This is a genomic window from Nostoc edaphicum CCNP1411, assembly GCF_014023275.1.
Classification (GTDB): Bacteria; Cyanobacteriota; Cyanobacteriia; order Cyanobacteriales; family Nostocaceae; genus Nostoc; species Nostoc edaphicum_A.
Window position 1 is genome coordinate 728,499 of sequence record NZ_CP054698.1, and the last position, 13,274, is coordinate 741,772.

At 42.0% G+C, this 13,274-nt stretch carries 10 protein-coding genes and 1 pseudogene; 5 read left to right on the plus strand and 6 right to left on the minus strand.

Annotation, left to right across the window (positions count from 1 at the left end; all coding sequences use genetic code 11):
- Positions 1-107: 107 nt before the first annotated feature.
- The 3 genes from HUN01_RS05830 to HUN01_RS05840 form a co-directional block, all read right to left on the minus strand.
- The gene (locus tag HUN01_RS05830) at positions 108-1,859 is read right to left on the minus strand and encodes an ABC transporter ATP-binding protein (protein ID WP_181930476.1); all 1,752 of its coding nucleotides are present in this window, start codon (positions 1,857-1,859) and stop codon (positions 108-110) included.
- 163 nt (positions 1,860-2,022) lie between these two features.
- Positions 2,023-2,676, minus strand: a complete 654-nt coding sequence (gene fraI / locus HUN01_RS05835) for a septal nanopore formation protein FraI (RefSeq protein WP_181930477.1) — start codon at positions 2,674-2,676, stop codon at positions 2,023-2,025.
- A 3-nt stretch (positions 2,677-2,679) separates the two neighbouring features.
- A complete protein-coding gene (locus HUN01_RS05840; RefSeq protein WP_181930478.1) occupies positions 2,680-2,940 on the minus strand; it encodes a hypothetical protein in 261 nt (86 codons plus the stop codon).
- Between the two features lie 164 nt (positions 2,941-3,104).
- Between HUN01_RS05840 and galE the strand changes: the two genes are divergently transcribed.
- Complete coding sequence (galE, locus tag HUN01_RS05845) at positions 3,105-4,103, plus strand: UDP-glucose 4-epimerase GalE (protein ID WP_181930479.1); 999 nt, start codon at positions 3,105-3,107, stop codon at positions 4,101-4,103.
- 121 nt (positions 4,104-4,224) lie between these two features.
- On the opposite strand, the gene HUN01_RS05850 is transcribed toward galE, so the two are convergent.
- Together HUN01_RS05850 and HUN01_RS05855 are read right to left on the minus strand one after the other, a co-directional pair.
- A complete protein-coding gene (locus HUN01_RS05850; RefSeq protein WP_238846015.1) occupies positions 4,225-4,923 on the minus strand; it encodes a hypothetical protein in 699 nt (232 codons plus the stop codon).
- Positions 4,898-6,193 (minus strand): annotated as a pseudogene (locus HUN01_RS05855) (urease accessory protein UreH domain-containing protein). Before HUN01_RS05855 ends, HUN01_RS05850 begins: the two are co-directional and overlap by 26 nt.
- 1,188 nt (positions 6,194-7,381) lie before the next feature.
- On the opposite strand from HUN01_RS05855, the gene HUN01_RS05860 reads away from it, so the two are divergent.
- From HUN01_RS05860 to HUN01_RS05870, 3 genes are all read left to right on the plus strand, one after another.
- Complete coding sequence (locus HUN01_RS05860; protein WP_181930480.1) at positions 7,382-8,335, plus strand: SGNH/GDSL hydrolase family protein; 954 nt, start codon at positions 7,382-7,384, stop codon at positions 8,333-8,335.
- A gap of 202 nt (positions 8,336-8,537) precedes the next feature.
- Positions 8,538-8,756 carry a hypothetical protein gene (locus HUN01_RS05865; protein WP_181930481.1) on the plus strand — a complete coding sequence of 73 codons (219 nt, stop codon included), beginning with the start codon at positions 8,538-8,540 and terminating at the stop codon, positions 8,754-8,756.
- Positions 8,698-9,753 carry a M28 family peptidase gene (locus HUN01_RS05870; RefSeq protein ID WP_181930482.1) on the plus strand — a complete coding sequence of 352 codons (1,056 nt, stop codon included), beginning with the start codon at positions 8,698-8,700 and terminating at the stop codon, positions 9,751-9,753. The genes HUN01_RS05865 and HUN01_RS05870 overlap by 59 nt, the downstream gene beginning before the upstream one ends.
- Before the next feature lie 126 nt (positions 9,754-9,879).
- On the opposite strand, the gene HUN01_RS05875 is transcribed toward HUN01_RS05870, so the two are convergent.
- Positions 9,880-10,335, minus strand: a complete 456-nt coding sequence (locus tag HUN01_RS05875) for a hypothetical protein (protein ID WP_181930483.1) — start codon at positions 10,333-10,335, stop codon at positions 9,880-9,882.
- A gap of 620 nt (positions 10,336-10,955) precedes the next feature.
- Here HUN01_RS05875 and HUN01_RS05880 point away from each other — a divergent pair.
- On the plus strand, positions 10,956-12,602 hold the full coding sequence (locus HUN01_RS05880; protein WP_181930484.1) for an alpha/beta hydrolase: 1,647 nt from the start codon (positions 10,956-10,958) through the stop codon (positions 12,600-12,602).
- The last annotated feature ends 672 nt before the right edge of the window (positions 12,603-13,274 follow it).

Here is a 13,274-nt window from a genome sequence, read left to right on the forward strand (position 1 = left end):
TTTGATTTTTGAACAAAACTCAGTATACCTTTATTCCTTCTTCCCAGTCCCCAGTCCCCAGTCCCTTACCTCTACGAGTGATTCAGAAATCAAATCAGATTGCTATATCACCGCAGTAATTCCTCAACTTGATGTTGGCTCCACAAAGTTCTGTATAAACCCTGTTGTTGTAAAAGTTCTAAATGATTTCCGATCTGAACAATTTTCCCCTTTTCCATCACAAAAATTCGGTCAGCCGCCGCCGCCGCGGATAATTGATGGGTAATAAAAATTACTGTTTTGCGCTCTGTACCACCGGAGAGATTGTTGAGGATTTGTGTGGCTGTTTGATTATCCACACTAGAGAGAGCATCATCTAAAATTAACACTGGCGCATTGACCAGCATGGCCCTAGCTAAAGCAGTCCGTTGCCGCTGTCCGCCAGAAAGAGTAATACCGCGTTCACCAACAATGGTTTCGTATTGCTGTGGAAAATTGTTAATTTCTGATTCAATTTGAGCAAGTTTAGCAACATATTCGATCTGCTCTTGTTCGCTAACTGGATCGCCGTAGCGGATATTATTTTTGATTGTGGTGCTAAATAGAAAGCTATCTTGAGGAACGTAGGCGATCGCACTTCGTAAATCTGTCAAAGCTATCTTAGTAATATCCAGCCCATCTAAAAACAACTGTCCTGATTCAATATCCAGCAAGCGCGGCAAAGCATTGGCCAAAGTAGATTTCCCCGAACCAATTGCCCCAACAATCGCTACAGTTTCTCCAGGAGCAATGGTAAAGTTAATATTTGCTAAAGCTGGAGTATTGGAACCAGGGTAATTGTAAGTGAGATTTTTAGCTGTCAGTTCCCCTTTAAGTTCAGCCATCGGTAGATGTATCGCATCGGCTGCATCTTTAACTTTCGGTGTGACAGAGAGAATAGATTCAAGGCGATCTATACTAACTTCACCCCGTTGGTAGGCAGTAATTGTGAATCCTAAAAGGGCTGTGGGGAAAACTAGACGCTCTACATAAATTAACAGTGCTAAAAAGTCGCCAACCTGAAGGGTTCCAGAAGACATCCGCGCCGCCCCTAGCCAGATAATCACCAGTGAACTGACATTAGCTAGCCCGCCAATTAACGGAAACAGTGTATTTCGGATTTTTGCTAGTTCTAAGTTAGCAGTCAATAACTGCTGATTTTTCTTAGCAAAAGCTCGACGTTCATTAGCTTCTTGGGCATAGATTTTAATTAAGGCAATGCCACTGATATCCTCCTGAATGAGTTCGCTGATGTCAGAGAGTTGCTCTTGGACTGCTGCTTGTTGTTTGCGTAAGCGATCGCTAAACAGACTCACCAGTAAGAGCATAAAAGGGTACACTGCCAGGGAGGCTAGTGTGAGATCCACACTAATGGCCAGCATTACAGGCAGTGTCAGGGCGTAGGCAAACACAGTATTTGCCAAACTCAAAACTGCAAAACCCAATAACCGCTTGATATTGTCCACATCACTGGTAGCCCGATTAATCAAATCGCCAGCAGTATTACTGGCAAAATAAGCCGGCTCCAGCTTGAGTAAGTGTTCAAAAATCCGTTGTTTCAGGTCAAATTCTACCTGACGCCCCACCCCAAATAACCAAATGCGGGATGCCATCCGCATTAGCCACATTGCCGAACTGAGTAAGACAATGATCACTACGTAATGTAGTATTTGGTTCCAACTGAAGGTTGTCGAGAGTTTATCGACACCAGCACGAATCAACCAAGGGATATAAACGCCCAGTGCATTAACAGACAACAAAGCCAGAATGCCCAAGGACATTTCTTGCCAATGGGGTCGTAGGTAAGCACCGAGTTTAGCGAGTCGTCGAGATTTTGCCATTCAAGCAATTTTGCAACTTTATCATCATAGATTAACTGCTAGTCCCAGCAGGCAGCTATGCAGAGGGAATGGGGAAGGGTAAAAACCTATTTGGGGACAGTGGGCTAACTAATTCAACCCTTTGCCCTTTGCCCTTTACCCTTTACCCCCTTTTTTTACTTTATTACCGCTGAACACGCAAGAACCTGTAAACTTCAGCGAGATAACTTTCCCAAGTTCTTGTTGTCAATAGCAACGTTTCTGAATTTGGTACAAAGTCTTCAAGCCGTAAACCGCGTGTGCGAATATCTTGAGGATTTCCTTGTAATAGGTAGGGCGGCACTCTCAAATTATAAGAAAGAATGCTATCCCCAGTCACATCAGAGATATTCGTGGCGGTGTTTTGTTGCCCTAATGCTACCAGTGTCCCAGATATTGGTGCAGCACTTGCTACATAGGTTTCACCTGTCATTGCTAGAGGTGCTCTATAAAGGAAATAGGCGACTGCTGGTGTACTTGCCAACAGCAAAATCGTCAGTGACCAACCTATAAAGTATCCTCCTGGTTTCTCTATTCCACCTGCTTTGATTTTCTGAGCGGCAAGAATCATCAGTAAAACAGAAGCTCCTAGAGGCTTGAGTGGAAAAGATATCATCCTCCACAACGACGCCACAGCTGGTTCGTTGGGGTTAAGAAATGACAGGGCTACGATTACCAAGATAACGACTAAGATTAATCGCCCTACAAAAGTTCCAGAGGGATAAAATCTCTGGAACAGAGAATATACGATAGTGCCAATCAGCAGCCACAGCAGTACCCGACTTAGCAATAGAAACATAGATTAACTCTCAAATTTTCTGGTGCGGTGAGCCAGTGTGGTGGTGAGGCAGTTCACTTTGATTGGGGTTTTCACGCCACTTCCTTCAACGGGAGGGAACCCCCGCAACGGAGTGGCTTCCCAGAAGGAACTGCCGTGCATAATTTCCCTGTATAAAACAACTGGCGACTTCCTAGTTTTAGCGACGCTATAAACGTCACCCGTAAGGGCCAACCGAGAGGTTCCGGGAAATGGATTTATTTGATTGTCAAATTGTAATCGCACTGTTTGACTTAAAATACTTCAAACCTCACACCCAAAGACTACTACCGTCGTAGTGATTTTAGTGCAATTTTTTGACACTGCGCCTATTATTTATAATTTTCCAGAAGAGTAATGTAGCACCGGTAAACTAAATTAATTGAGTAATCCACTCAAAAGGAAAAACTATGTCGCCTGGAAAGCCTACCATTTTGGTAACAGGGGGAGCTGGATATATTGGTTCCCATACAGTGCTTGCCTTGAAGCAAGCGGGTTATAACGTTGTCATACTTGATAATCTGGTCTATGGGCATCGTGAACTGGTAGAAAAGGTTTTAGAGGTAGAACTGATCGTTGGGGATACAGGCGATCGCGCTTTGCTAGATGACATATTTAAAACTCACGATATTTCTGCTGTGATGCACTTTTCTGCTTACGCCTACGTAGGAGAATCGGTGACTGACCCAGCCAAATATTACCGAAATAATGTCCTTGGTACTTTCACCCTGTTAGAAGCGATGCTGGCGGCATCTGTGAAGAAATTTGTCTTTTCTTCTACCTGTGCCACCTACGGTGTACCAGAATTCGTGCCCATTCCAGAAACCCATCCCCAAAATCCGATTAATCCTTATGGCGCTACAAAGCTAATGGTAGAGCGGATTCTCTCTGATTTTGATGTTGCTTACGGTTTCCAATCAGTGCGTTTTCGCTATTTTAATGCTGCTGGTGCTAATCCCAATGGCTTACTCGGCGAGGATCACAACCCAGAAACCCATTTGATTCCCTTGGTGCTAATGACAGCTTTAGGCAAAAGAGAATCCATCTCAATTTTCGGCACCGATTACCCCACACCCGATGGTACTTGTATCCGCGATTATATTCATGTCAACGATTTAGCAGATGCTCATATTTTGGGATTGGAATATTTATTAAAAGGTGGCGATAGCGAAGTTTTTAATTTGGGTAATGGCAGCGGTTTCTCCGTCAGAGAAGTTATTGCCGCAGCCCAACAGATAACAGGAATTTCCATACCAGTAGAAGAACGCGATCGCCGTCCTGGCGATCCCCCAATTCTCATCGGCACCAGCGAGAAAGCCAGAACAATCTTAGGCTGGCAACCTCAGTATCTATCCATCCAAGATATTGTCACTCATGCGTGGCAGTGGCATCAAAAGCGACACAAATAGGAGGGGATGGGGAATGGGGAATGGGGAATGGGCAATGGGGAATGGGCAATGGGAAAGAATAATAATTATTTGCTTCCCCTGCTCCCCCACTCAGCACTCAGCACTCAGCACTCAGCACTCCCTACTCCCCACTCCGCCTCATATTTTGCAGTACGACAACTAAGATGCCGATAAATCCGAGGATTGGAAGTGCGATCGCCCAAGTTGGTAATTTTTGAGATTCACCCTCTACCAAATCACCATTGACATCTCGTAGGTTTCGTGAATTCTGTGTAGATCCACCTGCTACAGTAACTTCAAATTTGAACTCAAAGGGTTTGAATCTTGCCCCAGAAACGGGTTTACCATTTAGTTGCAACTCATAAATCCCTGGCTTGGGAAAGACAACTTCCGCCCCTGGGATGCCTTTATAGCGTTCAGCTGACACAGGTTCTAACTGTGGTTCTAGGAGTGGTGGCTCTCCCGCTGCGTATGGTTGGGCATAAACAGCCAACTCACAATTACACTGTGAGAGGGGAATCACCCTTCCACCTCTGCGGGTAAGTGCAAACCAAGCTTGAGAGGGTTCTCCAGCACGGGGATTATCATTTGGTTCAATGTGGAGAGTACCGCCGACATCTCCGGATACTTCCACTTTATGAGCAGATGCAGGGTACAGATTAGTTATTGATATAACTAAGCAACTCAGGAATAATAAATACTTTATTGTTCCTTGACTCTGCCAAAAAATGTTTTTGAGCGGGTAACGCCTCTGTTTTTGACTCGTTGGGATGGAGCCAGAAAATAAGGATGATTTACCGCGATTTGGTTGGGGGAACATAAAACTTTTCTACGGCTAACTTTGACCAAAAAAAGCGCGATGCCTACGGCAAGGGCTTTGCCCAACGCACTATCAGTACACTGAGGATAATAATTCCCATCAGTACGGCTGCTAATTTATTTCCCCAAGTTGATTGCAAAGAACCCAGGTAATGGGAACCAATCAACACAGCATGAATGGCACTCAAGAGCAAGGCTGGCACACCCAATAGATGAATCTGTCGCCAACGCTTGCCCAAAGATTTTTGCAAAGATTCCCAACTCGTGAAAGCGGCGGGGGACATTAATACCAATGCTACAGCACCCGCAGCCATACCCCACTGAAATTCTGGCGGCAGAAAAGAAAAGGCGGCAAAATTCCATTGCAATGAGTGTTCTATCATGTGGACGGTGTGAACCACAGAAAGCACAAAAGATCCCACCCCCAAGCCCCGGCGATAAAGCAGTGGTGAAGCCCACAAGCCACTAATGGGACGCGCAATTAGCGCCAAAATTAAGCAAATTAAAGCGGCGTGTCCGGTGTAATCTACCATTGTGTCACCAGTCCGCAATAAGGTGATGATGCCGATGGTGAGCGTCACCCAACCGCCTAATCGAAACAACTGACTGCGCCTGTCTTTACTTACCAATGATGTAGAGACGCCTACCCCCAGCATCGTGGGTAGGGTTCCCAAGCCAAAAGCCAGCATAGTAGCTGTACCCATCCATAAATTGCCAGTTTCAGCGGCTTTAATTTGGGCTGCATACAGGAAACCACAGGGCATTAAACCCCAAGTCATCCCCAAAAGCATTGGTGTCCACCATTTGGTTTTTAAGGAAAGCTTAACCATTCCTGTACTGAGGCGATCGTGTAAACTACCTTGCAATAGGGGATGTAATACGGGAATGCGCGGCAGTAAATCGGGTTTTACTTGTCCTAAGCCAAACCAAATCAGCATTACACCAGTTAAAATCGCCATCCAGCGCCGGAAGTCACTGCCAACACCCGCTAGCTGTCCACCTTGCAACAATACTGAACCCAACGCCCCAATGCCAGCACCGACTAGAGCGTAGCTCAACATTCGCCCCAGGTTTAGCAGAATGTGAAATTTTAATTGCTGTTGCCAAGTGTCGGACTTTTCTAAGGTTGATGTCCGTCCCAAAGAGGCTGTTTGCGCTATTTTTGGCTGATGAGACAGGGAAAACGCCACTGTTAGAGGGCCACACATCCCAAAGCAATGTCCAAAACTCCCCAGGAACCCCAGGATTGAAATCAGCAGTAAATCTACCATAAAAAAAGTCCTGAGTTCTGAGTCATGAGTCTTGAGTGTCAAAATAAAGATTTTGAAGAATTAAGAAGAACTTTTTTCCTCTTCTTCTTTGCTTAGTACGGGCTAAACGCCCCGCTACCGCTAACAGTACTCAGTACTCCTCTAGTGCGGCACTTTAACTGAAGTTGCGATCGCTGTCAAAAGACAAAGCGTCAAACTTGATGTTTACTTATGAGGAAAGAAAAAAGCAAATATACCTGGCGATTAGAAATCGCGGCTACACAAACTAAGTCCGTGCAGGCGGACTTAAGAAATTGGAAACCCGCGTAGGTAGGTTTTGTCCCATGTAGCCGCAAATGGAATTCGCTAGGCTTTTTACAAAAGTGAGATGCTCACAACAAGCCATCTGTCGATTGATAAGTACTTTTCCCTGAGAGCCTATTTATAAAGTAAATATTAAGTAGAGTATATTACGGCTGTCTAAGTATTTGAGGGTTTGAGAAATTCTATATTTGTTGCATTTTTATTGACTTGAAAGTTTGAAACTGATATTAAATAATCATAGCTAGTTTGTTTTGCAATAAGTAATTCATGTCGAGAGTTTGAATTAATAACAAAGTTATCAACATGGCAGTAAAGTCTTGATTTTACTAAACTAAAGAAAAACTTATGTAGTAAGATTTAACTAAAACTTGAAACAATTATTTATTTAATATATATAGTCAAAATCAATGGCTTACTTAACTATAAATTAGCATATTTGTTACAGGTTAATAAATATTAGGCGAGTATATATAAAAATATAAAAGCTTTATTTATTAATTTTTGCCTTTTTCAATCAATAGTTAACAACTAAGTCTGAAATGATTTTAATACTTACAGAATTTTGCAAGTAAATGAGGTAAGTAAGTGGGCAAGAATAAATCAAACTACATTAAGTCATGTAAAACTCAATTGAATTATCTCGTAGTAAGGGCTTTAGCCCTTAAAAGAGGACTAAAGTCCCCACTACAAACCTTTAATTATTTACGCCGACTTACTTACACGATGCAGGACTTTAAATCAGATATAAACAATTTACAACTCTACCTTCTGTCTCAAAACCCGTATTTTTGCGCTTACTTTAGGCAAAAAAATTACTGCAATAAATCTTTGAGTTGCTCTTGCCCAGTCATTTGTAAAATTGCTCAAATACATGAATAAAATATTATGCAAAACACAATTTTAATGGCAGCGTTTTTCTTATTCTCATTCATGTTTACACTGAAGTCAGAAGCTGCTGATTTTGAACAGATTTATGTGTTTGGTGACAGTTATTCTGATGATGAGAATTTTTACAATATCACAAAAAGTGAATTGGGTATAGGTATTCCCCCGCCACCTTACAAAGATGGACGTTTTTCTAATGGGCCAGTCTGGGTAGAATATCTTGCGCAAGATATGGGCTTAAATCCCTCTGGTATTACTAACCTTGCTGTTGGTGGTGCTAAATCTGGGTTATATAACGTTACTATACCTCCTGTACCTGGTTTATATTTAACAGGAGTCTTATCTCAGATTAAGAAATTTACAGCAGTTAATAAGTCGGTTAACCCAAATGCACTTTATATAGTGTGGGGCGGTACAAATGATTTCCTTTACTCTCAAAGTGCTGTAAATCCTAGCCAGCCAGTTACAAATATATCAACAGCGGTGCGTGCTCTTGCCAATGTTGGGGCTAAAAACATCCTAGTGTCTAATTTATTCAATTTGGGAGACTTACCGGGTACAAGAAATAGTTCAACCTCCACACAACTCAACGATTCGGCCAGTGAATATAATGTCGAGTTGATTAAAAGCCTCAATTCTTTAAGCCAAGAACTAAATAATGTAAACATCATTTTTTTAGATGTTAATTATTTATTTAAACAACTTTTAGCTAATTCTAGACAATATGAGTTTACAAATGTACTCGACTCTTGCATAGGAAGCTCAGTTTTAATAACTATACCAGCTTCTACTCCATCATTTGAATGTAAAGCCAACCCAGATAGGTTCTTATTCTGGGACAGCATCCATCCTACAACTGCTGGTCATAAAATTATCGCGGAATATGCAGCTTCAGTGTTAAAGTCTCAACCTATCTTGAAGTCTTTTAAGAAATTAGGAAAATCTAGAAAATAGAACTATTTCTTGAAAGAGGCAGGAGGCAGAAGGAGTAAACCAGTATTTATTCGGACTCGCTGGAAGTAAAGGAACAATTTCAGCGGACACAGAACAACAAAAAACTACTGAGACTTTATGAGAAAATTTTGATGTTGATCTAGACGATGATTCATTCATTCTGCCTGGGGATTTGCGCTACCCTAAGTCTGACGTGAGTTCGATGAACCTCTCCCTCCCAGCCTCCCTCTCCGAAACGGAAAGGGAGGAGCAAGGAAAAATTCAGCTTTTTGCTCCCCTCTCCGTGTCGGAGAGGGGTTGGGGGAGAGGTCAAATAAGACTTGTCGAACTCACCCTAAGTCTGGAAGCCAAGGATAAATTACATGAAAAAATGGATTTGGCTGATGCTGTTGGTACTGATGGCCGTTGCTGTGGTGGGTAGCAGAGGTAGCACATTTTTTGAACAGCGTCCCTCACCAGAAATTGTTCAAAACATTCCAGTGGAAACACCCCAACCACAGCCAGAGTTACAGGAAGTTGACAATGCCCTACAAGTGTCTGCTGACAGACTGTTAACCCATGTCCAAAAGTTAAATTTTCAGCGCTACACAACAAAAGAGCGATCGCTTACTCGCACTTATATCACAACTGAACTCACAAAATTAGGCTGGAAACCTAAATTAGAAAAGTTCTCCGACGGTGTGAATATTTTTGCTGAACGCCCAGGAACTAACAAAGCCGCTAAAGCAATTCTTGTGGGAGCGCATTACGACACTGTTGCTTTATCCCCCGGTGCCGATGATAATGCCAGTGGTATAGCCGTATTGCTGGAAGTAGCTCGGTTACTCGGTTCTCGTCCCACACCACGGACGTTACAGCTAGCTTTTTTTGACCAGGAAGAAATAGGACTTTTGGGTAGTCAGGCTTTTGTGAGCAAGACAGCACGCTTGCAAAATTTAGGCGGAGCGATCGTTATGGATATGGTAGGTTATGCATGTTACACTCCTGGGTGTCAAAAATACCCTGCCGGATTGCCTGTTACCCCACCTAGCGACAAGGGCGACTTTTTGGCAGTAGTCGGTGATACAGAACATTTGCCTTTGCTGAATGCCTTTCAAAACTCGCAGAACGTCCCCTCAATCGCTCTGAATAAAGAAGAATCAAATCTGCCAGCAGTCTTGACAGTGCCGATTCCTTTTAAAGGTTTACTGACACCCGATACCCTACGCAGCGACCATGCACCATTTTGGTATCAAGGTGTGGGTGCTGTGCTGGTCACAGATACCGCAAATTTACGCACTCCCCACTATCATCAACCTAGCGATGTTCCAGCGACTATCGAGCGATCGTTCTTCACAGGAGCAGCACAGATTGTAGTCAATGCGACTACTGCCTTATTAGAGAAGACCGAAGTTTTGGAAACTCAACCACCAAACTGATTCATGTATTATGAATTATCTTGACTAGTACAGCACGGCGGAAATAAACCACCCATTCCCAATCAACAAAACCCTTACGCTGTCTTCATTTTTAATTTTTAATTTTTAATTTTTAATTTTTAATTTTTAATTCCGCCTTGCGGTACTAGTGTTTGGTTCAGGGAAAGTTAACGTCCAGTTATCTTTATTGTTGATCTCGAAGTACAAACCTTGGAGAATAAGCCGCAGAGCTGTTCGAGTTCTAATAAATTTCCTCACCAGATAAGTGCCTGGTTCAGCCAAGATATCATTAAAGTTTTTTCTATAACCAAATTGTTTTGAACAATAACTGCCAGCACCTTGGACTGTTAACACAAAAAATGGAGATTGTTTGTATTCATCAGGAATCATAAAGATGCCATATACATGGTGACGGCCACGCCACGGCTGAACAATAACTTTAGTAGCGCGTACTTGGAATTTTGTAGTTTTTGATGTGAGAAAAGTCTCGTAATTGCAATCAGAGTTATTCACAGGCCACCACAGTGTAATAATACTCAAGGAGAGCAGCAAAATTAAAATATAGCGGAGTCTGTGACGCATAAATCTAAGAAAAAGTTTTGAGGCGGCTGGTAGAATTTGATGAGTAATGATAATGCAGCTACAGCAGTAAGACTATCCACCTGCAACACCTCTGCAACAAGTTCTAACAGTCATTTTCATTGTTAATTGGTCATTAGCTTTTTTAAGGAGGTTAGGGAGGATCTAAAAGTGCCTAAAATCACAGTAGAACACTTTTAAAATAACCTCTCAATCGGCAGGTGGCTATTCCTTCCATCCCTCTTGTTGGGATGGGATTACCACTGATTTCTTTGACCCCATACATAAATCTAGCTACTCTGAATAAATAATTTTTGATTGTCGCTGTTACAGTATTAAACCTAGCTGAGAACCAATCGAGCTTTTGTGGCTGTTAACACTGATTTATGCTCAATTTTTTAGCTGTAATAAATTCTACAATTTGTTGCTTTTGTTATGCTTTTGATGTGGCTCTGTTTGGATTAGCAGTTACTTTGAGGAGATCAGAGCATAGGCGTAGCCCATCGTAGACATCGCAATCAAGTTCAGGAAAAAATCTACTTTTATTTTTAGGCAATTAATGGGGTAGTCAAATACACAAATATCCGTTATATTCCCGTAAGTAACACTTGGTATAAATATTTATGGGAATAAGTTGGAGAAGTCTTAAGACAGTTGCGGGTTTCTTTGGTGCGATTATACTTACATCGTTCGGGACAAATGCTTCGGCCATTGCGGCTGACACAGTTGTGGTGCGTTTGGGTTTATTTACAGAATCCATCTCTCTTGCTGAGTTGCAAAAAGCTGCAAAAACTGGAAAATTACCTGGAAGTTTGCAGCCTTATGCTAAAAGATTATCTGAAGAACAACGCCGCTTTTTCTTAGGGGCGCTGGGCATGAATATACCGATGAATGTTGTCACCATTAATCGGTTAGTTAATACTCAGATTGGCACAACTATTCTCAATGACTTTGCTACAGCTTTAGCCCGAAAGGACAAAGCTGGGGTACAAGCACTGAGAGCAGGATTAGTATTAGGCTCTACTGCACCGCAGGGTCTTTCTATACTGAGTTTTATCGCGGCTTATCCCAGTAAACGCCTAGAAATTGATTTACCACAGGCTTTTGTGGTTGCAGGGAGTTTGAATACAGCTTTTTGGCGTACTCAACAATTTATGCTAGCGATCGCTCCCCAACTCGACCCCATAACACCACAGGTTTCTTTCCCTTTTGATCCGAGTCAACCAGGAAGCGCCCAAGTAAAAATACTCAACTTAAGCCTAAATGACCAAAAGCGCGATCGCAAAATCCCAGTTGATATTTACTGGTCAACTGCTGCAACTCCCGACAAACCCGTAATTGTCTTTTCTCACGGCTTCGGGTCAGTCCGCACCGACTTGCGTTACCTCGCAGAACATTTAGCATCCCACGGTTATGTAGTAGCAGCTTTAGAACATCCCGGTAGTAATGAGGCAAATACTAACTTGGCATTACAAGGTAAAACCAGAATTGTAAAGCCTCAAGAGTTTTTGTATCGCCCTCAAGATATTAGTTTTGTCCTCGACGAATTAGAAAAGCTCAATCAAACGGCTAATAATCCCCTTGTTGGGAAACTTGCAACTACGAACGCGATGGTTGTTGGTTATTCTTTTGGTGGTGGTACAGCTTTAGCAATTGCTGGAGCCGAGTTACAACTGGAACATCTCAAACAACGCTGCAAAAAGAACTTGACTAGCTTGAGTCTGGCAGAAGGTATGCAGTGCATCGCTGAAGAATTGCCAGAAAATAGCTATCAACTACGGGATACTAGAATCAAACAGGCGATCGCTCTTAATCCAACAACTTCTCTGATTTTTGGCGAAACTGGGTTAACTAAGGTGCAAGTTCCTACCCTAGTGTTAGCAGGTTCCGTAGATAAAACCACCCCAGCTTTAACTGAACAGATTGTGGGATTTGACAAAATTCCATCCCCCAAATGGCTAGCTGGTATACTTGGCGGTACTCATCTAAGTGTAAAAGATCCCAGTACCACTTTGGATCAGGCAGGACAACCGAATACACCGATTAGTGGCGGTGAAGTTGTGGGTGAACAAGCCGCTGATGTACGTAAGTACGTTAAAGCTATAGCTTTGGCTTTTGCTGCACAGATGACTCCAGAAGCTAAAAACTACGCTGTGTTTCTGACATCAGATTATGCCCAGTTTGCTTCGACTCCCGCATTCCCATTTCGCTTAATTACCCAGATTCCTCCTGATGCTATGGCAGTGGTGAAAGAATTTGTTGATAAATAAGGGTCTTCCAATTCAAAAAATATCCAATTTTTTTGTAAGGGAACCAGTGCGTTGCCAAGAGTTGTCTGAGGGCCGTTTTCCCCCAATAGCGCAGCCTCTACTCCATGAAAGGCTGTGCCAACAAGTCTGCATACCCCTACGAAGAAGGAAGCTTTAACAGTAGGGATACGGGGAACACTAGAAGCCGCAGATCATCCAGCCTCCCCATCCCTTTGTCCTTTCAATAAAATTGGACTTAATTTTTGATATTTTACTTAAATAAAATTATACAAACTTGATATTAGCTTTATAGTTGCTGTCAAGTCAATATTAAAATTTTACAGTAAGAATAAGTATTTAGATATAAACTTTATAATTGTTTTGGTAAAAATAATAGAAGCTTAAGAGTGTAAAAAAAATTGGATCATCTGCTGGATAATACATATGTATTCTGACTAAAATGCCAAAAATTAATGAACACAAGTTGCTTGATACAAAAATATGTTTGTGTATTGATCGGCATAAATTTTTTTAAATTCACAAAAATGGGAGATAATTTTTATATGCCATAAGCCACAGATGAACCCAAAATAAGAAAAGTTCAAGGCTTTTTCTTTATTTAGATAATAATTAGTTCCCAATACATAATATTATAAAACTGATTTTGGATTCAGAATTAAACAATTATTCCAT